The sequence below is a fragment of the Desulfobotulus mexicanus genome (genome assembly GCF_006175995.1).
GTDB lineage: Bacteria > Desulfobacterota > Desulfobacteria > Desulfobacterales > ASO4-4 > Desulfobotulus > Desulfobotulus mexicanus.
In genome coordinates, this window is sequence record NZ_VDMB01000001.1 from 123,594 (window position 1) to 146,698 (window position 23,105).

The window sequence follows — 23,105 nt, forward strand, 5'->3', positions numbered from 1 at the left end:
TTATGGCCTTGAAATTATTTGATTTTTTTTAGGATGGGAAAGAGGGGCGTGTCCGGACTGTTTCCAGCCTGTCCAGGGGGGTGTAAGGTCTCTGGACGGTGGAGGGGATCAGTCTTCGGGTTCAACCCGTATGGAGGTTTCCATTTTCAGGTTGTACTTATCAATGCGGGCGTGGAGGGTGGGCCGTGACATGCCAAGCAGCCTTGCGGCCTGAGACCTGTTGCCACCAGTGAACTTAAGGGCTTCGCTGACCATAAGCCTGGCGCAGGTATCAATGGTTTCATCAAAAAAAGAGCTGCTTTCTCCCTTTTCCAGACCGGCGCGTATCCACTGGCGGATACCCGACTCCAGATCCGGCACCTTTTTTTCCGGAGCAGCTGCAGGCATGCTGCCCATATCCAGATCCTCGGCGGCAACGGGCATGCCCCGGTTGAAGATGATGGCCTTGTGCAGGATATTGCCGAACTCCCGGATATTGCCGGGCCAGTCATACAGCTCAAGTCTGTCACGGGCTTCATCACTGATTCCAGGATTTTCCATGCCCGACTCCATGGCAAAACGATGGAGGAAATAATCCGTTAAAAGGGCAATGTCTCCCTTTCTTTCCCTTAGGGGCGGCAGGGTGAGGCTGACTACATTGAGGCGATAGTAGAGGTCTTCCCGGAATATACCTTCTTCTATGGCCTGCTCCAGATTGCGGTTGGTGGCGGCAATGATGCGAACATCCACAGGAATGGTGTCCCTTCCGCCAATGCGTTCAATGCTGCGTTCCTGCAGCAGCCTCAGCAGCTTGGACTGCAGGGAAAGGGGCATGTCTCCGATTTCATCGAGAAACACAGTACCGCCGTTGGCTTGTTCGATTTTCCCCATGCGCCGCTGTACGGCACCGGTAAAGGCTCCCTTTTCATAGCCGAAGAGCTCGGATTCCAGAAGGGTTTCCGGTATGGCAACACAGTTGATGATCTGAAAGGGTTTTTTGGATCTGCTGCTGTGCTGGTAAATGGCGCTGGCCACAAGTTCCTTGCCCGTGCCGGATTCTCCCCGGATAAGTACTGTGGCCTCGGTGGCCGTAACCCTGCCGATGGCCTTGTAAACCTGCTGCATGGCAGGGCTGCGGCCGATGATGGCCTCGTTTACGATGACAGGGGTTTCGCTGTCTTCACCCTGAGAAATCTGGGTTTTCATAAATTTTCCCGCATCCAGGGCTTTTCCTATGAGCGTCAGCATATCCGGAATATCAAAGGGTTTTAAAATGTAATCAAAGGCTCCGGCCTTGGTGGCTTCTATGGCGGATTCTGTGGTGCCAAAGGCGGTCATTATGATGACGGGCAGACGGGGATGGTTTGCGTGGATGATGGCAAAGATTTCAAGGCCGTTTTTGCCGGGCATCTGTATGTCCACAATGACCAGATCCGGTATCTTTTCTCCCATAAGCCTCAGGCCCGCCTCTCCGGATGCGGCGGTGCTGACCTGAAAGCCTTCTTTGGTGAGCAGGCGCTGAAAGCTGGTTCTGAGCTGATCATCGTCATCAATGATGAGAATATGGGCCATCAGGCCTCTCCTTTTTTCTGTTCCATGGGGGGCAGCAGGATATCGAAAGAGGTGCCATTTCCAGGCAGTGACATAACCTCTATGGAGCCACCGTGGTTTTCAATGATGCGACTTGCAATACTCAGGCCAAGGCCCGTGCCATCCTCCTTGGTGGTGACAAAGGGATCAAAGATCCGGGGGAGCATTTCTTCAGGAATTCCAGGACCTGAGTCATGGATACGAATGCGGGTCATGGGCTTCTCATGGGTTTCAAGGCTTTCGGTTATTTCTATGTGCCCCGGCCTTCCTTCCATGGCCTGACAACTGTTTTCAATGAGGTTGACCAGCACCTCCTTGAGCTGTTCCGGATCTCCTGCGATATGGGGCAGGTTTTCTCTGCGTTTCACTGTGACGGTGACATCATAGGAGGCCAGTCTGTGTTTCAGCAGAGTCAGGGCCTGATCCACCACATCCGAGGGGCAGATGGACTGGATTTTTAGTTTCGGAGGTCTTGAAAACTCCAGAAAATGCTGGACAATTGTATCAATATGGTTGATTTCGTTTGATATAACATCAAAATCCTCCCTCTGGTCCTCATCCAGTTTCAGGGAGCGGGACAGGGAAAAAAGACGCATTTTGACGGAGGTGAGGGGATTGCGTATGGAGTGGGCCATGCCAGCGGCAAGCCTTGCCACAATGACCATTCGTTCGGCCTGTTCCAGATTTTCCCGGCTGCGCTCCAGTTTGCGGGAGGCTTCCCCTGCATTGCGGATCAGGCCCTGAACGCCCCTGCTGACAGCGTTGACCTCGTTGCCCCTTTGATAGTGCATGGCTCCCGTGGCCTGGGCCAGTTTCCTTAAGGGCCTTAGAATCTGTCTTGATATTTCTATGCCAAGGACGAAAACAAAGGCTGATGTGATGAGGAGAATGGAAAGGGTGAGGTTTCTGACCTGCCGGGTTTCCTTTCTTACATTTTCCTGAAGGTCTCTGAGGGCAGTGGCCTGAAGGGTTTTAAAGTCTTCGCAGAGCTGTATGATACGGAAAAAAAGAACACGGATTTCCGGGTGCTGTTCCTGCCCCTCCTGAAGGCGGCCTGAAACATAATGGTCAATGACAGCGTCTTTCATGAGAATATAGCGCTGGTAATTTTTGTCGATTTCCCTGATCAGGTCTTTCTGGGCCGGTGTTCTGGCCCGGCTTTTCGCATCTTCCAGTTTTTCCCTGAAGATGCGTCGGTATTCTCCCAGCCTCCGCAGCCATTCCGGGTCTTTGTCCTGCATATAATAAGTGACAAAGCCCTTTTGATTTATCATGGCAGTTTCCAGGGCCTCTGCGGACTGGAAAGCCGCAATGCTGCGGGGAATGTCCTCGTTCACCAGATTTTCAAGGGTCCGGGTGTACCAGGCCATGATGCCCGTTCCCGCACTCATCAGCAGAAGAATACCACCCAGAGAAAGATAAAGACGGCTCCTTAAGCTTAGGATGCCGTCTTCTTTTTTTGATGCGGTGCAGGCTGGAGATTCCATATAAGATCCTTGGAAAAGACAGGGGACGATGCTGTCCGTCCCCTGTTTTGTGTATCGAAGCTATTATCCCAGCATAGAAACGGGCATACCCATCAGGGGCCAGATAACCAGAATGAAGAGACTGAGTACAGCCAGTAGCAGAATACTGGCAATAATACCAAATTTAAAGAACTCTCCTGTGGTGAACTGGCCTGAGTTGTAGGCAATGGCGTTGGGTGCGGCACCCACCAGCAGGAGGAAGGGCATACCTGCGGTGACAAGGGCTGCAAAGGTGATAACCTCGGGAGCCACGTTGAGGTAGGGCGCAATGACCAGGGCCACCGGCATGGAAATGGCAATGGCAGCCACGTTCATGATGAAGTTGGTCATGGCCAGAACAAAGACAGCCATGCCCATGACAAATACAAACCAGTGGGCTTTCTCAAAGAGGGTCAGCCAGTGCACGGCCATCCACTGGGCTGCTCCGGTCTGCCAGAGGCAGAAGCCTATGCTCATGGCACCGCCGAAAAGAAGAATGATGTTCCAGGGTACGGATTCCAGATCCTCTATGGTGAGGATGCGGGTGGTGAAGAAAATCAGGGTGGTTATGAGGATGAGGCCGGTTTTATCCAGCTTGCCCAGTGCGGGGATGAAGCTTCCTAAGGACATGATGGCAATACAGGTGATAACTACGGAAGCGGCAATGATTTCCTTGGATGTGATGCCACCCTGCTGTGCAGCCAGTTCCGCAGCCCTTTCACGGACACCGTCAATTTTCTTTTTTTCCGGGGGAAGGAGAAGTATCATCATGCCCCAGATGAGAAAGGCCATGAGCCAGCCTATTGGTGCCATGTAGTAGGTCAGCTCGAAAAAGGAAATTTCACGACCCACAATGTCTTTGTAAAAACCCAGAGCTACAGGCGCACGGGCAGCACCCAGAAGGGTGACTATACTTCCGGCACCGGCCACATAGGCCATGCCTATGAAAAGGCCTTTTCCGAAATTGGTGGGCTTGGAAGGATCGTCGGAGTACATGGCATAAACGGCCAGCAGCAGGGGATACATGGTGGCTGCAACGGCGGTGTGGGCCATGAAATGGGTGAGGGCTACTGTGATGAGAAAACAGCCCAGCATGATGAGATGGGTTTTTTCACCCACAATGGCGAGCATTTTGTAGGCAATGCGTTTGGTAAGTCCTGTTTTGGTGAATACAATGCCTATGATGAGGGAGGCAAAGATGAACATGACCGAAGGGGTCATGAAGTCTTTAAAGGCATCATTGGCGGAACGCACATGGAACATTACCTGCATGACACCGATGAGGATACTGGTGATGCCGATGGGCACAACTTCAAAGACCCACCAGGTGCCCGCCAGAAGGAAGATGGCAATGGCACCCTTGGCCTGGGGGGAGAGGCTGAAGGAAGCTCCCATGGGATCTATGGCGTCGGGGAAGGGGGGAGCCCAGTAAACGATGCAGAAAAGAAAAAGCCCCAGAAACATGAAAAAGAGGCGCTTGTAGTCAACCTGAGCCTTTTGAACGGCAGCAGAGGCACTCATAATGACAACTCCTTGAATAATATTGGAAGATGGATTTTTGTTTTCAGGAAAGCCCCGATTGCATGGGTTCTTTCCCCAATGAAAAAATTACCAGCCTTTATGCTGGATGATGTTATCCGTTTCCGCTTTTTGAATACGGTCTTCATGGCTGGCCTTGACGGCGGCAGCTTCTTTAATTTTTAAGGTAAGGGTTTCGGCATCTGTGGGCTTGATGAGAAAATCATGGGCCCCCTGTTTCATGCCTTCAATGGCCGTCTCCACCGTTGCCTGCCCGGAAAGAAGAACAACCTGCATCATGGGATTGATGGCCTTGATCTGTTTTAGGACTTCAATGCCGCTGAGGCCGGGCATGAGGATGTCCAGCACCACAACATCGGTTTCATGGGGGTTTTCGGCAATGGCTTCCAGGCACTGGCTTCCGTTGTAAGCTTTGCTTACGATGAAATCCCGCATGGTAAGCCTCTGGGCGAGGGTATCCACAAAGGGAGCCTCGTCATCCACGAGCATGACTCTGATTTTCATTTTTTCTCCTTGGCGCCTGTAGGAAATATTCCACCATAAAGGTTTCGGGGACCCTTAGGGGCTGCTTTGTTCCACAAGGCTGTCTGTGGGAAGATATCCCTGTAATTTATGTGTTGCCTATATTTTTTATGGTCAATGTCCATAAGAATCCTTGAATGGTTCCTTATATATTATGGTGTTTCCCGCCTTTTCAGGATACGGGCATGGGCTTTGTTTATGGTTGCCTTCAGCTCATTGATATCCGCAGGCTTCTGCAGGCAGGCAAAGGCCCCCATGTCCATGCAGCGCTGCCGGTCAGTCTCCGAGCCATGGCCTGAAAGAATGATGATTTCTATGTCCGGGTATTTCTGCCTTGTCCTGCGGAGTACTTCAAAACCGTTAATACCGGGCATCATGAGATCAAGAACCATGACATCCGGTGCATCTGTTTCCAGCAGGTCAAGGGCTTCTTTTCCGGAAAAAACGGCATGACTTGGATACTCCCTCATGCGGAGGCGCTCCGAGAGGGTCTGGACAAACTCCTTCTCATCATCCACCAGAAGAACCTTGCAAGCCACGGCAGCATCATATCTGTGGTAGTTTCTGGCATCGGTGGATACGGGACCGATGCAGATTTCCACTTCCTGTACACCGGGGGATGCGGATACTATGCTGTGCAGTTCGTTTGCCAGTTTTGAAGGATGGGGGAATTTTTTTTCTATGGTGAGGCGTACTCTGCCCTGAAATACATCCACCTCCACATCGTGTCCTGCCAGATTGAGCTCCAGTTCAACCCTTGTCCGAAGACGGAAATCCTCCATAATCCAGCGGCCTTCTTTTGTAATCTGGTGCCGGGGCTGCGTCATGGTTTCAAGGATTTCTTCCAGGGGATTTTCTGCCTTGTCCATGGTCAGAATCATATGGAAGTGGTCTTTATCCATGGACGGTTTTTTCCAGAGGTGGCGGGTCCATAGGGCGGTGATGGTGTCGTGACGGCGGATGTCTTCTTCGGCTTCTTTTTCCGTGGTACCCATGGCTTTCGCCTGCATGATCCGCCATCTGCGGCCTGCTGTGATATGGATTCTCAGAACGTGGCTCAGGGAGAAGGGGAGAAGCAGGGCCGTGTGACCTGTAAAAATCTGGCCCTCGGTTTCCAGGAGGTCAGCGAGTGTGGCCCTTAGGCAGGCGGTGGCATATTCTTTTTCGTGGGTGAAATTATTGAATACGCTGGTTCCTGAGTAGAGGGCTTTTTTAAGAATCGCAGGTTTTATGTGGTGTCTGAGGGAGCAGCGTTCGATAATGTCCGTATCCCGAAAGATTCGGGAGCGGGTTTTCTGGCAGAGATCATCCACCAGAGATTCGCTTCCTGCATATCGAACACTGAAAAGGGAAAGGATGGTCATGGATGCTCCTGATGCGTTCAAAAGATGCTGCTGTCCTGTTTTCGGATCATTATCCTGTTGCAAAGGCGGGGCCAAAGGTCAGAAAATTTCAGTCTCTGTGATGCTTTGGTTTTTAAAGGTCTTGATTTTAAGTTGTATTTTGTTTTTGCTGGCGGGGGTGTTTTTTTTGGCGGCAGGGATGGCTAGGGGAAAAGGTCTGTCCTTGAACCCATGTGAAACAAAAAGACACGCTGTCTGTTGGGCCTTTTGAAACATTATGAATCAGAATTGTGTTTTATGCGGATACTGCTCGCATCTCCTGTCAGGTGAAAGTTACCGGACAGCTTTCTTGGATTCAGTTCAGAAAAAAGGCCCGATCCATGGAAGCATACCTCCGGTCCTTCTGTGAAGGATACAGAAATGAGGCTGTCTTCGGGAAGATTTAAACAAAGCTCCAGTGCCTGAAAGAGGGCTGCATAAAAATAAAATTTTGATGCCCTGATATGAATGATTTTTTCTTTGGTTTCGGGTGCAAGGGTGATACGCCGGAGTCTGCAAAGGCGCTCCGTCAGCTTAAAAAAATCAACGGCCGCCTCCTGAATATCTATACTTTCTTCCGGGTGGTCTGAACTGTGGGCAAAGCTGTTGAGGTGGTCAATGAGCTGGCTTCCCCTCTGGACCTGATCTGAAATGGCTTTAAAACCGTTCTGGATGCGTTCTTCTTTGTCGGTTTCTTTTTCCTGACCCTGCAGAGCCATAATATCCTGCATCAGTCCGCTGGTTTCCCGGATCACGGCCAGAACGTTGCGAAGCTCGTGGGTGACGGATGCTGTGATTTTTCCTGCAAAACGGATTTCCTCAAAATTACTCATTGTAAATTATCCCCTCTTGTAAATTATCCCCTCTAAGGCTGCTTTGCATCCGGTATGGCTTCCTGTATTTTCCGGATCAGCTCTTCAATGTTTAAAGGTTTCATAAGGTAATCAAAGGCGCCCAGCCGCATTCCCTCCATGCCTTCTCTGGTAGAACCGTGGCCCGTTAGCAGGATAACCGGAACGGAAGGCTGAATTTCCTTGAGCCTTGCCAGCACTTCCAGACCGCCTATACCGGGCATCATGAGATCCAGGAGCACAATATCAAAGGTGTCTGGTGTGAATATGGAAAGGGCCGTTTCCCCGTCTTCGGCAATGGTGGGTGAAAATCCACGGATTTCCAGCCTTTCTGCCAGAGTAACCACAAATTCCTCTTCATCATCCACAAGGAGGATGCTTAAATGGTATTTCATTCCTTTTCCCTTTCATCCGCAGGATTTTCTGCTTCACTACTTCTGCTGTCTCCCTTCAGGGGCAGGGAAATGGTGAAGATGCTGCCTTCTCCCTCTTTACTGCTGACCTGTATGGTACCGCCCAGTTTTTTAATTATACCGTAGGTGATGGAAAGCCCGAGACCTGTACCGCTGCCCTTTTTGGTGGAAAAGAAGGGGTCGAAAATATGTTTCCGGGTTTCCTCAGTCATGCCACAGCCATTGTCTTCTATGGAGACCAAAACCTTTTTTTTGCGAATTTCAAACCGGGTACGTATTTTTATGCAGCCGCCGTTTTCCACGGCGGCAAAGGCGTTGGTGAGAATATTGAGAAAAACCTGCTGCAGCTGGCCCTTGTCCGAAACAATGGGCGGCAGTTCCGGAGACAGAAGCAGTTGCATGTCAATCTGGCGGTAGCTGGCTTCCCTTTCAAGGAAGCCCAGTGTATCCCTTAGAATGCCGTTGAGCTCCAGCTTTTCAAACTGCACGTCAATGCGCCTTGCAAAACCAAGTAGTCTGTGGGTGATGGTCCGGCATCGTTCCACGGACTGCAGGATATTATCCGTAAGGGCCATGAAACGATTTTGATGTTCAAAGGGTTCTGAGAGGCCCACAAGATCCTGCATCAGCCCTGCTTTTTCATTGATGATGGCCAGGGGGTTATTGATTTCATGGGCCACACCTGCGGCCAGACGGCCAATGGAGGAAAGCTTCTGGGTATGCTGCAGCTCCTGTATGGCTGTGGCCCTTCTTTCATCGGAGTTGCGGATTCGCTGCACCAGTACGTCGGCAACGCCCACCACGGCAAGGATAATGGCCACAACGCCAACGCCGAAAATGATGAGCATTTCCACCTTCAGTGCATAAAAACTGCGCAGCAGCACAGAGAGTGGTTTGACCAGTACCAGCGTGTAATTGGTGCGTACCGGGGCAAAGGCCACAAGTACTTCCTTGCCCGCAGGATCTCTGGTTTTAATGGTGTAGGTGCCGTGGATGCCCGGCGGAATATCAAAGGGGGATTTTTCCAGTATTTTTCCGTAGAAACGGGCATTGGTCTGGAGAATGCCCTCGGGATTGACCAGAAAGGCATCAAATTCCGGCCGCAGGGCCATGCTGGCAATGAGGGCTTCGTAACGGCCCGTATCCAGAGTGGCCCGGATAAACCATATGCTGCCGTCTTCTGCCATGCGCTGTACCACAATGACCACATGGGGAAATTTTCTGTATCCCATGAAAACATCGGAAATATAGACGCCCCGGACGGAAACTTCCTGAAAGGAAGGCTGCTGGGAATAATCTTTTCCAAGAAGATTGTAGGGACCTGCATAGCTCACAAGGGCTCCCTGCTCATTAATGAGTCCCAGATCCACAAAGCCCACAAACTCCGAGCGCATGGTCCGCAGTACCCGCTGCAGGGTCTGTTCATTCTGCAGTTCTTCGTGGGTGTATGCGTGGGCAATGAAGCGGACTGTGGAGAGGCGTTCTTCTATGAAAAGCTCAAAGGAGTGGCGGGTGTCTTCGGCCATTACGTGTATGGGCCTCAGGATTTCGCTTTCAAGGTTGGCTCTGTAGAGGCTGTAGTTTATGCCCGCCATCAGGGCCAGGGGAATGATGCAGACAAGGCACATGATGAGGATGATATTGCGTTTTAAAATGACATAACGGTGGGGGGAGATGCTGTCTTCGGGAAAGGTCAGCATGGAATTGACGGCTTTATGCCAGAGTTTTCTAAGAAACATCTTTCCCCTCCATACGTCGTTTATGAAGGTTTTCACCTGCTTTGAGCCGGTTTTCCATGAAGAGTTCCGCAGCCTTCTGCCAGGGCCCCATCACGGAATCCAGAATCTTTACCTTTTTCCATGAGAGGTACTGAAAATATTCTTCTTCAATGCCGCCACATATCAGGGTAGCGATGCCATCGCTGAGGATGAGATGGCAGAGCTGTTCCGCAGAAGCCTGGGGCAGTACCATCATGCGTTCTTCCGGTGTGGGATTGCCCACTTCCCGGATAAGAATCACAACTTCTGTAGCCAGATCAAAACGGGGGGCTATGTCTTGACCGTAAATGGGGATCAGTATTTTTTCCATGCCATATCCCTCATGCGTCAATGCCGTACTGCTTGATTTTTCGCCAAAGGGTGCTGCGGCCCCATCCAAGGAGGGTGGCTGCCTTGCTCTTTCTGCCCCCAGCCTGGATCAGGGCATTGAGGATCATTTGCCTTTCCACGGTATTCCATGAGGCTTCCGGGTTTCCCTGATGCAGCATCACGGAAGGCTTTTTATCCTGTGTGGTTTCCTGGCCGGATACGGTGCAGGTCAGATAGGCGGGCAGGTGGCAGGTATTTATGGTGCTGCCGGCGCAGACATTCATTGCATATTCCACAATATTTCTCAGCTCCCGCACATTGCCCTCAAAGGAGTATGCCAGAAGAATTCCCAGGGCTTCCGGTGCATAGCCCCTGATGCTTTTTTTTAGCTGACGGTTGAAGGTGGTTAAAAAATGATCCAGCAGCAGACGGACGTCATCCTCCCTCTCCCGCAGGGGCGGCAGGTGAACCCTTGCCACATTGAGCCGGAAAAGAAGATCCTGACGAAAAGTTTTTTCCCGGACCATGTTTTCAAGATTTCTGTGGGTGGCGGCAACAATGCGGACATTGGCTGGAAAGCCTCTGGTGCTGCCCAAAGGAAAGATGATGCGGTCATCTAGAAAGGTTAAGAGTTTTACCTGAAGGCTTAGGGGCAGATCCCCGATTTCCGTAAGAAAGAGGGTGCCGCCATGTGCAAGGCGGAAGCGTCCGGGTTTGTTTTCCTGGGCACCGGTAAAGGCACCTTTCATATGCCCGAAAAGCTCCGACTCCAGAAGGGTTTCCGGCAGGGCACCGCAGTTCACCTTGACAAAAGGCCCCCTTGCTCTTTCTGAGCTTTGATGCAGGGCTTCGGCCACCAGATCCTTGCCCGTGCCCGTTTCTCCGGTAATGAGAACAGAGGCATCGCTCTGGGCCAGAACCGGAAGAATCTGAAATATTTTTTCCATCTGGGGACTGCGGCCGATGAGGCTGGAAAAGCTGAAGGCCTTGTTCTGCTTTTCTCCCAGCTGCTTAAGGGGCCTTAAGTCTTCCAGGGTTTCAAGGAATCCTCTGGTTTTTCCATGGGAGTCGCAGAGGGGGGCTGCGGTTATGCGGACGGGAATGCGCTGGCGGTCCCTTGAGATGATGTCCGTTTCAATGCTCTGGGATTCCCCCGTTTCCATGGCCTTTTTTACGGGGCAGTGCAGCATGCACTGGCGGCTGCGGAGGATGTCCCGGCAGGGAAGGCCCAAGGCCTGATCCGAAGAAAATCCCGTAAGGGCCTCAAATCCGTGGTTGACACAGATAATGCGTTTTTCCCTGTCCGTGACAAAGACACCCATGGGAATGTGGTTCAGAAATTTCTGAAAATCCAGATCCGTCTGAAAAAGATGGTTGATATGGGCTGTGGGCATGTCAGACTCCGCCCTTTATGAAAGCGTTGGGTTTCCTGATGATATTCTTATGGGCTACCTATTATAAAGAAGGTCTTTTTTGCAAGGATTCTTTTTTTATACCATCAGGCTCCCGTTGGGTTCATGGGAGGGCTGGGGGTTGTCGGCAAAGACCTCAAGGATTAGTTCTTTCAGGATCTGTCCGTTTTCCGCGCTGCGGATACGGGCGTGCATGCGGTGTCCGAAGGGATAGACGGCCATGGCATAGGGAAGGATTTTTTTAAAAAGCCTTAAGCCCCGGATTTCACCGAAATGACGGCAGCAGCTTTCGTGTATGGAAAGGAGGACTTCTGCCGTATCCGGTGGTCCTGCAAGTTTTCCCGTCCACAGGGCAAAGAGCCAGGGCCTTGCGGCGGCCATGCGGCCGATGCTGAGACCATCACAGCCTGTTTCTTCCAGCATTTTCAACCCGTCTTCCGGGGTAAAGACATTGCCATTGCCGAAAACCGGTATGGATACGGCTTCTTTAACGGCTTTGATGTATTCCCACCTTGGCCTTCTGGATCTGCGGTCCGGTGCTACTCTGGGGTGGAAGGTGAGAAGGTCGCAGCCTGCATCTTCCAGCCGACGGGCCAGTTCAAGGGCTTTCTCCGGTTTGTCCTCCCAGCCTGTGCGGAATTTTACAGACAGGGGGATGGAAACGGCGGCCCGGACTTCTTTTACGATGGCAAGGGCCTGATCCGGATTTCTGAGGAGTGCCGCACCGGCTCCATGCTTGCAGATGGCTGAAACAGAACAGCCGAAATTCAGATCCACACCAAAAAAACCTTCCTTTTCTATCCTTTGGGCAGCCCTTGCCATGGTAATGGGTTCTGCACCGAAAATCTGGCAGACCAGGCTGTTCAGTTCTTCCGGATGCCAGCGGAAAACTTCGGAGATGGCAGGGTTTTCGTGGGGCAGGGCCTTTGCGCTGCACATTTCAGTGAAAAGAAGGCCACAGCCGCCGAAACTTCTTATGCTCTCCCGGAATGCCAGATGATTAATACCGGCCATGGGTGCCAGAAATATACGGGAGGATACGGTTCTTCCTCTGATATCTATGGGTGTGGTAAGTTTCTGTGCCAGTGTCTCGTATGGCGGGGTGTAAGAGGAAGAAGGGGGAAGATGCATGTTGCTTGACGCTTTCGGGTTCGGGAGGTTAGAGTAAGGAATTTTATATTAAACTATCAGAAAAGGTCTGATACTATACCTTGGATTGATTTTTTGGGAACGGTATTTTTTCTGTGTTCCTTTCAGAAGTACCTGACTTCTGAGTAACTTCACAAGTTACCTTATGACAAAAGGCCGTAACATGGCGTGGGTTGCTGTTCAGCACAGTTTGTTCCGACACTCCAATGCTGAAATTGCAGCAGCTTCGGTGTTATTGCAAGGCGCTCTGGCTGTTTGCAAGTGACGTTGCAATCGTTTCGGATCAGAGCTTTGCAGGCCTGTGCGAAAGAAGCGGCAAACTGTCTGAGCCGCCACAAAGGCAGCGTACCAAGGCTTGCTATGGTAATCAAAAAGCCTATCCTGCCTGTGGCGGGGAGTTTTTGCCGCTTCCGCACAGGGCAAGAAGCTCTAAGAATAAGATTGCGTCACGGGCAAACAGCCTGGGTGCCGTGCATCTGTTTGGTACTAATAAGATCATAACACACTCGACATTAAGCTAAAATATACTGGGTGTCTTGTGCTCTAAAAAAACTGGCAACTCTTACGGTTTTCTTTTGCAATGATCTCAAGATGGAGAAGACCTTTTTTCTGAGGTCTTCCGGGCCTGAAACAACCATTTTTCCAATCTTGTGATGTTTCAGGTATCCCCATACCATTTCATCCGGATTCAAATGAGGGGAGTATGGAGGCAGGAAGAACAAGCGGAGCTTTCCTGCCGTTTCTTCAACAAACTTATTGACCTTGCCTGATTTATGGACAGGATGCCCGTCCACAATGAGGAAGATGGGAGAATCAGCCTTGTAAATCAGACGTTTCAGAAATGAGATAAACTTATCGGAATTCATTTTTCCGTCAATGGTCATGAATCGGAGTTCCCCCGAGGGAGAGATGGCCGAAACCATGTTGATACCAAAGCGAGCCCCCGTTTTTTCAACGACTGGGGTGACTCCTGTGGGAGCCCAGGTCGTCCCGCTGTGGTAGTCTGATCTTACGGTTGATTCATCGGCAAAAAAGATTTTTGCATTCTCTTTTTCAGCCTGTTTCTTTATTTCCGGGAACTCATTTTCAACCCATTCCTTTACCCGGTCTTCGTCCCTCTGCCAGGCTTTTTTTAAAGGCTTCTGTGGCGAAAAACCAATTTTTTTCAAAAGACGACCGACAGTGGCATTACTTATGGAAACATCGAACTCCTTTTTGATAAACTCCCGAATCATTTCACGGGTCCACAGAGCAAATGGAAATCCGTAGTCCATAGGATTTTTATCCGCAATCTTCCAGAAAAGCTCATCAAAATCTTTGGTATGGAACTTAACGGGCCGACCTGGAATCGGTTTCGTCTTTAAAGCGTCAAGGCCGCCTTTGCGGTATTTGGCTATCCACTGGTAAATTGCGGATCGATGGTAACCCAGAGCCCTGGCGATAACCTCTGGGCTTTCACCCGATTCGATCTGCTGGACAGCGCGTATACGGATAGCCTCACGGGTCTTATGATCGAGTTTTCTAGCGTCTTGTTTTTTCATAAGCAGCAATATACATCATGTCGAGTTGGTTTTGAACTTTTTAGTAGCTGTGGTACTTGGAAAACTGTGCTGAACAATTACAGGAGTACTTGCTTTTACTCATCCACTCAGGAGGTGACAGGGTGCGTTTCTTTTTTGCAGGATTATTCATTCTGTTTTTTCTTCTCACGGTCAATGCCTTTTCTGCTGAAAAAGGTCCGGAAATTACCGTGCTGGAGTTTCACAAGGAAAAGATCTCCTTTGTCAGCAAGGCTCTTTCCGCCAGAACTTCGGAGATTAAAAGTCTGGATCCCAATTTCCCCGGAAATACGCTTCATTCATTTCATGGAGCTTTTATTGGCGATCTGGTGAGCAAAGACGTGGAAAACCTGACTCTGCTCAGTGCAGATCAGTATATGGCTTTTTTCCCCATGGATTTTATCCGTGAAAAAGGGGCCATGCTGGCCTGGTCCGAGAATGGAAGGGGGATTCCCCGGACCCGTGGTGGTCCCCTGAAGCTTATTTTTGAAAAAAAAGACAGTCTGCATCCATCTGCCAATGCATGGTATGTGACGGCTCTTATTCCCGGAAAAGGTCAGGGCGTTCCCCTGCGTCTTGTTAAGGGGGATGTGGTGCATCTTGTATCCGGAGAGGAGTATTTGGAACCGGGCGCAGTTTTACTTGATATGCTGGTTCCGGTTCCCAAGGGCTATCGCCATACGCCCCTCGGCAGTGTCGGAAAACAGGAGGTCCGGGGTTTTATTGTGGAGGATCTTTTAAAAAGAAAAGGCCTTTCCTTTGATACCATGATTTTAAAATCTCTGGCAGGACGGGATCTGCACCTTGAGCGCAGGGATATCGAAGGAAAAGAAATTTTTCTTTTTTCCCATAAAGATGGTGTTCCCCTGTCTGTTCCCTGCGGAGGTCCATGGTTTCTCTGGGTACCACCACAGCAATATCCCCAGCTGGCAGAAAAGCTGCCCAATCCGGATTCACTTTTTTTCATCCATGAGATTGTTCTGGAATAAAGGGGGAAGAACGGATGAGGCATAAGCCCAGTTTACGGAGCAGAATTATTTTAATTGTGACCCTGCTGATTTCTATTCAGATTTTTTTTCTGGGTATTTTTATTTCCCAGAAGGCTGGGAAAGCCTTGCGGGAAACCAGCTATGGGCGAATTCATTTTGTTGTAAATGAAATTTCCCGCCGCAGCGGTCAGCTTTTATACCATGCCAACTGGGCCAATCTGGCGGTGAATCTCAGCCATGATTTTTTCAATGATCCGGACCTCATCTATTTTTTTGTTACAGATCCCCAAGGGATAATTCTCCTTGCCCAGAATGATGCCCTGATGGATATGGCGGAAGATTCCGCACTGCCTCTGGAACCTCAAAGTTTTAAGCTTGCGGATGAAAGGGATCTGCACCTTTTTCCATATGGTGGAAAAGAATCTTTTCAGATCAGCCACGCCCGCCTGAATCAGTCTGTCGTGTACATGGGCGGGGAACGGGGAAGGGCCGGAGAACCCGTTCTGGATGTTATCCGCCCCATACATTATACTGGAGAGCTCATGGGCTATCTGCGCATGGGTTTTTCCACGGAAAAGCTGCGTCAGCAGCTCACTGGTCTCTACCTCATGACCGGTTTGGGGGGGCTTTTTCTTTTGCTGACCCTTGTGGGTACGATAGCCATGGCCCTGAACCGCCATCTTCGCCCCCTCTCCGAGATTACCCGGGAGCTGGCCCGCCTGGAAGGGGCGGACTCTCCACTGATGCTGCGTCAGCGTCTTGAAGAAATGAGGCCTGAGGATGTGAAGGTGACCACCCGTGAGATGGAAGCTCTTCAGGATATTTTTGTAAGGATAGGCAGGCACCTTGCGGATAATTTTATCCAGCTGGAACATCTCATGGAAAAAACCCGCATTCTTGCTTCCCAGGCCCATTCGGCCAGTGAGGCCAAAGGGCAGTTTCTTGCAAATATGAGCCATGAGATCCGTACTCCCATGAACGGGGTCATTGGCATGGCTGAGCTGCTTCTGGAAACAAAGATGGACCCTGTGCAGAGAAACTATGCTGAAATGATACGTTCTTCGGGGGAGGGTTTGCTGGAAATCATCACAAGGGTTCTGGATTATTCCAAAATGGAGGCCGGATGCGAGAATCTCAGTCAGGAGTCTTTTTCCCTGAGAGATCTGATGGAAGAAAGCCTTGATGTGCTGGCCATTTCTGCGGCTACCCGGAAAATTGGCCTCACCGGGTGGATCAGCCGGGAGATTCCGGATGCCCTTGAAGGAGATGCCCTGCGGCTGAAACAGGTTTTGGTCAATCTCTTGGGCAATGCGGTCAAGTTTACGGAAAAAGGCGAAGTCTGTCTCAAAATTGCTATGGAAAGTGAATCTGAAAAGAACCTTATGCTTCGCTTTGAGGTTTCGGATACGGGGATAGGTATTCCCGAGGATGCAGGGGACGCCTTGTTTCAGCCCTTTTTTCAGGGGGATTCTTCCATGAGCCGACGCTATGGTGGTACAGGGCTGGGGCTTGTGATTTCAAAGCAGCTTGTGAATCTCATGGGTGGAGAGATGGGTTTTGTCGCCAGAGAAACCGGAGGCAGTATGTTCTGGTTCACGGCTGTGCTGGCTAAGGGGACTAAGGACGAAGAGAGGGTTTCCCGTTTTCTGGCTGGCAGGAGGGTTGTGCTTGTGATGTCCCATCCCCTGCTCAGCTCTCAGCTGGAAGGCTATTTTCAGGAGTGGGGAGGAACTGTCAGGCGTTTTGTTTCCCTTAAAGAGATTCAGGTTCTTCCGGCTGGTGAAATGAAAGACTTTTCTCTGATTCTGGTGGATGAGGATGCGGAGGATTTCGGGCTTCTGTCTCTGGAGGATTTCCCTGCAAAGAATGGGATCCCGCCCTGGGGACTTTTATCTTCCCGGATGTTCTGTCCGGGCAGCGGCACTGTTGGAGGGGATTTTGCTTTCTGCCTTCCAAGGCCTGTGAAATATGCACAGCTGCGTCAGGCTGTGTTGGATCTGATCAAGCGGGAGACGTGATGAAAACAGTTTTTCATGTGGTTTTTTTTCTTTTAATTCCTGTGATTTTATGTGGTTGTGACCGGGTTCGCATGGAAACTTTTTCCGGTAATACCATGGGAACCACCTGGCAGGTTAAGGGTCTGTTGCCCTCATCTGTGGGAAGGGAAGCCATCGAGAGCCTTCTGAATGAGCGTCTTGGGGAAGTGAACCGGTCCCTTTCCGTTTACCAGCCGGACAGCACTGTTTCCAGATTCAATGCCATGAAAGCCGGAGAAACAATGCAGCCGGATTATTATCTGCAGAGGGTTCTGGAATCTGCCTACAGGGCATATACCCTGACGGAAGGCGCTTTGGATCCAACGGTTTTACCCCTCGTAAATATATGGGGTTTTGGGCCTGCAGGCTATGATGGGAGTGTTCCCGATGAAGAGGTCCTTTCCGGGGCAAAGGCGCTGGTGGGATTTGACAGGATTCTTTTTTATGGGGATGGCAGTATAGGAAAAGAAAAAGACGGCGTGAGTCTGGACCTCGGCGCCATTGCCAAGGGTTATGGTGTTGATCTGCTGGCCGAAGTGCTGGAAAAGGCCGGAGTTAAACAATATCTGGTGGAGATTGGCGGAGAGATCCGGGTGTCGGGATGCAGGCCCGATGGCAGTCCATGGGTTCTGGGCATCACCCGGCCTGTGCCCGGAGCCCTGCCTTCGGAACTTGTCATGCGCCTTGAAATCTGTAAGGGTTGCCTTGCCACCAGCGGAGATTATCGTAATTTCTTTGAATCCGGCGGCAGACGTTTTTCCCATATTCTGGACCCGGTTTCGGGAAAGCCTGTGGATACAAAAATAATCAGTGCTTCGGTGCGCCATGAAAACTGCATGATGGCCGATGCTTTTGCTACGGCCATACCGGTTATGGGTATGGAAAGGGCAAAGAAAATGATTCTGGGGCTTGATGGTGTGGAAGCCTTTATTATAAAGGAAAAGGAAGATGGCTTTGCGGAAAGCTGGATGAGTCCGGGTTTTATGGAAAATCTGCGTTGACGCATGGTGAATCGGATATTAAAGAAGTGGGAAGTGGGAAGTGGGAAGTGGGAAGTGGGAATCTTTCAGATCTTGTAACTGTTCAGCACAGTTTATTCTGAACTGCCAATGCTGTAATTACAGCAGCATCGTACTGTTGCAAGGCTCCGTGGCTATTTGCAAGTGACATTGCAATCGTTTCGGATCAGAGTTTTGCAGGCCTGTGCGAAAGAAGCGGCAAACTGTCTGAGCCGCCACAAAAGCAGCGTGCTTAAGCCTGCCATGGTAATCAAAAAGCTTATCCTGCCTGTGGCGGGGAGTTTTTGCCGCTTCCACACAGGGCAAGAAGCTCCCGAATAAGATTGCGTCACGGGCAAATAGCCGGGGCCTGTGCATCTGTCTTGCAGGTATGGTACTTGGAAAACGGTGCTGAATAATTACCAGATCTTAAACCTTTACATTAAAAATAAAGAAAAGAGGATGAAGCATGACGGAGAGCAGCTATTATCTTGTGGAAAAAAAAGGTGAAGTGGCATGGGTTTATCTGAACAGACCGGAAAAGAAAAATGCCATGCATATGCCTGCATGGCAGGATGCTCCGGCAATTTATGCGGATCTGGATGCAGATCCTGATATCCGTGTCATTGTTGTGGCAGCCAAGGGGCCTTCCTTCTGTGCTGGTATTGATCTCATGGGAATGATGGGGGCCATGCCCGAGCTGATGGAAGAGCAGAAGGGCGGAGTGAAGTGGCGCTTTATTCCTAAGATCAAGATGCTGCAGGAGACCATGAGCTGCATAGAAAAATGCCGTAAGCCTGTGATTGCTGCGGTGCATGGTCACTGCATCGGTGCCGGGCTTGACATGATCAGTGCCTGTGACATCCGTCTCTGTTCCGCAGATGCTGTTTTCTGCCTCAAGGAGGCTGCCGTGGGATTTGTGGCGGATGTGGGGTCATTGCAGCGGGTTCCCCGCATTGTGGGCGAAGGTATTGCCCGTGAGCTGGCCTTTACGGCAAAAACCATTGATGCCCGCCGTGCCAGAGAAATTCTGCTGGTCAATGAGGTGTATGCGGATCAGGAGAGCCTGATGGCTGCCGCAGAAGCCATGGCCCTTGAAATTGCGGCTAATTCTCCGCTGGCCGTGCAGGCATCCAAGGACGTTCTCAATTTTGGTGCAGGCCGCACCGTTGGAGAGGGCCTTGACTATGTAGCTTCGGTGAGCGCCAATATTGTGCCCTCCGATGATCTCATTGAGGCTTTTACGGCCTTTGCCGAGCGCAGGGCGCCGAAGTTTACCGGGAAATAATTTTTTTTTGGTAATTATTCAGTAAAAGGGCCTTGGGGCATCCTTTACGGGTGCCTGCGGGCAATTTACCGATCTTGAATCGGAAATGGGTTTTCTGTAGGGGCACCCCCCCCGTGGGGGGCCAAAACCAAGGCAGACTTTTTATGGTTGAAAGCTTGTGGTAATCAGATTTTTTTTAAAACATGGATTGTTCATGTTTTTTACTGGGGGCCCGCGCCGGTGTCACGGCGTGGGCATTGAAATTTGCAGGGGGCGGCTGAGCTTTTTATGAAATGCTATATTGAAACTCTGGGCTGTGCCCGAAATCAGGTGGACAGTGAAGTTCTTGCGGGGCATCTGTCCTTGGCCGGTTTCCCCGGTGTAGACAATCCTGAAAGTGCTGAAATTATTATCATTAATACCTGTGGGTTCATACAGGATGCCATTGATAATTCCATTGATACCATTCTGGAGCTGGCCGCATACCGCAGGGAAGGCTCCTGCCGTTATCTCATTGTGGGGGGCTGTCTGCCCGAGCGTTTTCAGGAAGATATTCTGGAATCCCTTCCTGAGGTGGATTTTTTTGCAGGCACCGCCGCCTATTTTTCCATTCTCTCCTTTTTAGAAAAAGGAGAAGCCTTTATCCGTGAAAAGGGAAGCCTTTTCTGCCCGGATCCCGTGACAGCTCCCCTGCAGACCTCAGAAATGGAAAGGCACAGAACTCAGGTTCATACGGCCTATCTTAAGGTGGCGGAAGGCTGTTCCCGGCACTGCACTTACTGTATTATTCCCATGCTAAGGGGAGTGCAGCGCAGCCGTTCCTTGGAGGACATTGTGGCGGAAGCCCGCAATCTTACGGAAAGCGGGGTTCGGGAGCTGGTGCTGGTGGCCCAGGAAACCACGGACTGGGGAAAGGATCTTGCAAGGGATCAGACTATCTGCGACCTTGTACGGGCTGTCTGCGATACGGTGGGTGATGGTGTCTGGGTACGGCTTCTCTACGGGCATCCTGAGAGTTTAAGTGATGACCTTCTGGATCTCATGGCGGAAAAAAAGAATTTTTGCTCCTATCTGGATTTGCCTGTGCAGCATGCTTCGGATACGGTGCTGAGGCGCATGGGAAGGCATTATACCCGCTCGGATCTTTATTCCCTTTTTTCCCGTATACGGGAAAAGGTCAAGGATGTGGTTCTGCGCACCACGCTGATTACGGGTTTTCCCGGTGAAAGCGAAGAAGATTTTCTGGAGCTGCTTGAATTTGTAAGAACCATGCGTTTTGATCATCTGGGGGTTTTCACCTATTCGGATATGGAAGATCTGCCATCCCATCATTTGAAAAAACATGTCCCGCCGGAGATTGCCGCCGCTCGCAGGGATGCCGTGATGGAGGTACAGGCTGGTATTTCATGGGAAAAAAACAGGCAGAGACTTGGGGAAAGATACCCTGTACTGATAGAAAAACTTTCCGAAGGGGAGCTGGCTGAGGGAAGGACGCCTTTTCAGGCACCGGAGGTGGATGGTATCACCTATGTGGACGGCAGCGGGTTTCAGGTGGGGGATGTGGTGCTCCTTGAGATCACCGATGCCTTTGATTATGATCTTGCGGGAAATGTGGTGGACGGATGGGAAGTCTGAAGGAAAAAATAGTCGGAGCCGTGGCCGGAGATCTTTCAGCCATAGAAAAAAGGCTGGAGGCCAATCTTGCGCCGGAGCTGGATCTGGTCCGGGAGATTGCGGGGCATATTCTTTTTTCCGGGGGCAAGCGCCTGCGTCCTCTGCTCTGTTTGCTAATGCACAGGGCCTTTGGAGGAAAGCATGATCTTGTACTGGACGTGGCAGGGATTTTTGAGTTTCTCCACGCAGCTACCCTCATCCATGATGATGTGGTGGACGGGGCTGTGCTGAGGAGGGGGAAGTCTGCCGCCCATACCCTTTTCGGGCCTGCGGAAGCCGTGCTGACGGGGGATTTTCTTCTGGCTCGCTCCCTGAACCTTGCGGCGGCTACGGCAAATCCTGAAATCATATCGGTGATTGCCAGGATCACGGAGCAGATGGCTCAGGGGGAAATTGAGCAGCTTCGCAACAAGGGAAATCTGGATCTTACGGAAGCGGCCTATGACCGGGTGATAGAGAGAAAAACCGCAGTACTCATCGAAGGAGCCTGTAAAACCGGTGCGCTTCTGGCGGGCGTGAACAGAGAAGATGCGGATGCTGCGGCCCTTTATGGATGGGAGCTGGGCATGGCCTTTCAGATGGCCGATGATCTTTTGGATTATACGGAGGATGAAAAGGGCTTAGGCAAGCTTCCGGGGGCGGATCTTCGTGAAGGTAAGGCCACTTTGCCCCTGATATGTGCCCTGCGCTCTGCCGATACAGAGACGGCGGCTTTTATAAGAAATATTGCAGGCACAGAATTTTTGGCGCAGGATTTTGACTTTGTAAAAAGAGCCGTGGAAAAAGCCGGAGGCATGGAGATGACCCGGCAGAGGGCCATGGATCATGTGGCTTCTGCAAAAAAAGCCATAGAAGTATTGCCTGCCGGGGCGGAAAAGGATCTTCTGGGAATGCTGGCGGAATATGCCCTTGTGCGGAAACAGTAGGATTTTATCTGATACTGACAGGAAATGACTATGATCAGAATTATGCTGTGTGGTATTTTGCTTTTTCTCTGTTTTCAGACTTCATGGGCAAAAGAGAGGGAAGGCTTTCTTGTTATGGATGCTGTGCCTGCTCAGGGTGTGGATGCCCGGGAGGCAAGAAACCGTGCTGAAAGGGCTGTGCTGGCCCGGGCTGTGGAACGCTTTGTTCTGGAAAGTCTTCCGGAAGCCCGCATATCATCGGCCCTAAGAACTCTTGCGCCTTTGCTGGAGGAGAATCCCAAAAATTATGTCAGGGATTTCAGGATTCTTGCCACCATCGAGGAAAAGGGAAGCTACCGAATGGTGGCCAGGGTTTCGCCGGATGCTGAGTCTATAAAACGACGCATGAAAGAGCTTGGCATGGATTTTTCACGGCTTCCTGCAATCCTGTTTATGGTGTCGGAGCAGGGGCTGGAGGACGCATCTCCATTGAAATGGTGGGTGCCGGGTGCTGAAATGGTGTTTTTTGGCGGACGCAGTACGGAAGCCATGGCATCGGTGATGGGGGGAGCAGGATTTGATCTGGTGGTTCCCGATGGCCGGAATCTTTCTGGTGGCGGGGTGTCAGGGCCTGTTTTGGATATGCGTGAGGCAAGGCGGATTGGCATTCTTTTTGAGGCAGCTGTGGTGATGGCCGGACGGGTCCGGGTGACACCAGGGGGCAATGTTATGGGAGACCGGAAGCAGTCTTTCCGTGCGGATGTGCTTCTTATTGCTCTGGATACGGATACCGGTGATGTGCTGGCTGAGGTTGAGGACTCTTTTGTGGTGGTCAGTGAGACGGCTGCGGCCGGAGAGAGGGAGGCTCTGTCTGAGGCTGGAAGAAAGGCTGCATCCCGTATTGTGCCGGATTTGCAGGCAGCATGGTTGCGTAAGGCTGAAAAAGATGCAGAGGTGCGGGAAATCCGCATGGATATTGCCGGGGAGAATTACCTGGCCCGTTTTACCCATTTCCGAAGGATTCTGGGTGAGATTGAGGGGCTTGTTTCCATTGAAAGGCGGGAAATAACAGGGCAGGGTATGGATGTCCGTGTCCGGTATCGGGGAACGGCCGAAGAGCTTGCCGGTCTTCTGATGGGAAAGAATTATGATCGTTTTGGTGTTCGTATTTCCGATGTGGAGGATAACAGGATGCGTGTGACTCTGGTTTCTTCGCCTTGAGATTTTTTTTATTATAAAGGAAGGAGG

19 protein-coding genes are annotated in these 23,105 nt (G+C 50.9%); 7 read left to right on the forward strand and 12 right to left on the reverse strand.

The genetic code is table 11. The features are described from left to right. Positions 1–108 precede the first annotated feature (108 nt). From FIM25_RS00550 to FIM25_RS00605, 12 genes are all read right to left on the reverse strand, one after another. Positions 109–1,551 carry a sigma-54-dependent transcriptional regulator gene (locus FIM25_RS00550; RefSeq protein ID WP_139445083.1) on the reverse strand — a complete coding sequence of 481 codons (1,443 nt, stop codon included), beginning with the start codon at positions 1,549–1,551 and terminating at the stop codon, positions 109–111. Then, the gene (locus FIM25_RS00555) at positions 1,551–3,056 is read right to left on the reverse strand and encodes an ATP-binding protein (RefSeq protein ID WP_218961208.1); all 1,506 of its coding nucleotides are present in this window, start codon (positions 3,054–3,056) and stop codon (positions 1,551–1,553) included. The genes FIM25_RS00550 and FIM25_RS00555 overlap by 1 nt, the downstream gene beginning before the upstream one ends. Positions 3,057–3,119: 63 nt before the next feature. Further along, positions 3,120–4,595 carry an SLC13 family permease gene (locus tag FIM25_RS00560; protein WP_139445086.1) on the reverse strand — a complete coding sequence of 492 codons (1,476 nt, stop codon included), beginning with the start codon at positions 4,593–4,595 and terminating at the stop codon, positions 3,120–3,122. An 87-nt stretch (positions 4,596–4,682) separates the two neighbouring features. Further along, positions 4,683–5,117, reverse strand: a complete 435-nt coding sequence (locus FIM25_RS00565) for a response regulator (RefSeq protein ID WP_139445088.1) — start codon at positions 5,115–5,117, stop codon at positions 4,683–4,685. 170 nt (positions 5,118–5,287) lie between these two features. Continuing rightward, on the reverse strand, positions 5,288–6,499 hold the full coding sequence (locus tag FIM25_RS00570; RefSeq protein WP_139445090.1) for a response regulator: 1,212 nt from the start codon (positions 6,497–6,499) through the stop codon (positions 5,288–5,290). A gap of 254 nt (positions 6,500–6,753) precedes the next feature. Beyond that, entirely contained in the window at positions 6,754–7,350 is a 597-nt protein-coding gene (locus FIM25_RS00575) for a sensor histidine kinase (protein WP_139445093.1), read from the reverse strand. Between the two features lie 32 nt (positions 7,351–7,382). Continuing rightward, positions 7,383–7,763: a response regulator gene (locus FIM25_RS00580; protein ID WP_139445095.1), complete on the reverse strand. Its 381-nt coding sequence runs from the start codon at positions 7,761–7,763 to the stop codon at positions 7,383–7,385. Next, complete coding sequence (locus tag FIM25_RS00585; protein WP_139445097.1) at positions 7,760–9,520, reverse strand: sensor histidine kinase; 1,761 nt, start codon at positions 9,518–9,520, stop codon at positions 7,760–7,762. The genes FIM25_RS00580 and FIM25_RS00585 overlap by 4 nt, the downstream gene beginning before the upstream one ends. Further along, on the reverse strand, positions 9,510–9,869 hold the full coding sequence (locus FIM25_RS00590; protein WP_139445099.1) for a NifB/NifX family molybdenum-iron cluster-binding protein: 360 nt from the start codon (positions 9,867–9,869) through the stop codon (positions 9,510–9,512). Before FIM25_RS00590 ends, FIM25_RS00585 begins: the two co-directional genes overlap by 11 nt. A 10-nt stretch (positions 9,870–9,879) precedes the next feature. Next, on the reverse strand, positions 9,880–11,262 hold the full coding sequence (locus FIM25_RS00595) for a sigma-54 interaction domain-containing protein (RefSeq protein WP_139445102.1): 1,383 nt from the start codon (positions 11,260–11,262) through the stop codon (positions 9,880–9,882). 96 nt (positions 11,263–11,358) lie between these two features. Beyond that, positions 11,359–12,411, reverse strand: coding sequence for a tRNA dihydrouridine synthase (locus FIM25_RS00600; RefSeq protein ID WP_139445103.1), 1,053 nt, complete (start codon positions 12,409–12,411; stop codon positions 11,359–11,361). Positions 12,412–12,941: 530 nt separating this feature from the next. Beyond that, positions 12,942–13,970: an IS630 family transposase gene (locus FIM25_RS00605; RefSeq protein ID WP_139445105.1), complete on the reverse strand. Its 1,029-nt coding sequence runs from the start codon at positions 13,968–13,970 to the stop codon at positions 12,942–12,944. A 122-nt stretch (positions 13,971–14,092) separates the two neighbouring features. Here FIM25_RS00605 and FIM25_RS00610 point away from each other — a divergent pair, with 122 nt between their 5' ends. From FIM25_RS00610 to FIM25_RS00640, 7 genes are all read left to right on the forward strand, one after another. Further along, a complete protein-coding gene (locus FIM25_RS00610) occupies positions 14,093–14,977 on the forward strand; it encodes a molybdopterin-binding protein (RefSeq protein ID WP_139445106.1) in 885 nt (294 codons plus the stop codon). A gap of 14 nt (positions 14,978–14,991) precedes the next feature. Then, entirely contained in the window at positions 14,992–16,995 is a 2,004-nt protein-coding gene (locus FIM25_RS00615; RefSeq protein ID WP_139445108.1) for an ATP-binding protein, read from the forward strand. Beyond that, positions 16,995–18,014 carry an FAD:protein FMN transferase gene (locus FIM25_RS00620; protein WP_139445111.1) on the forward strand — a complete coding sequence of 340 codons (1,020 nt, stop codon included), beginning with the start codon at positions 16,995–16,997 and terminating at the stop codon, positions 18,012–18,014. Before FIM25_RS00615 ends, FIM25_RS00620 begins: the two co-directional genes overlap by 1 nt. A gap of 466 nt (positions 18,015–18,480) precedes the next feature. Beyond that, positions 18,481–19,299 carry a crotonase/enoyl-CoA hydratase family protein gene (locus FIM25_RS00625; protein WP_139445113.1) on the forward strand — a complete coding sequence of 273 codons (819 nt, stop codon included), beginning with the start codon at positions 18,481–18,483 and terminating at the stop codon, positions 19,297–19,299. Positions 19,300–19,566: 267 nt separating this feature from the next. After that, positions 19,567–20,913: a 30S ribosomal protein S12 methylthiotransferase RimO gene (gene rimO, locus FIM25_RS00630; RefSeq protein WP_139445115.1), complete on the forward strand. Its 1,347-nt coding sequence runs from the start codon at positions 19,567–19,569 to the stop codon at positions 20,911–20,913. Then, positions 20,901–21,878, forward strand: coding sequence for a polyprenyl synthetase family protein (locus FIM25_RS00635; RefSeq protein ID WP_139445117.1), 978 nt, complete (start codon positions 20,901–20,903; stop codon positions 21,876–21,878). Before rimO ends, FIM25_RS00635 begins: the two co-directional genes overlap by 13 nt. Positions 21,879–21,908: 30 nt before the next feature. Beyond that, positions 21,909–23,078, forward strand: a complete 1,170-nt coding sequence (locus tag FIM25_RS00640) for a hypothetical protein (RefSeq protein WP_139445119.1) — start codon at positions 21,909–21,911, stop codon at positions 23,076–23,078. Positions 23,079–23,105: the final 27 nt, after the last annotated feature.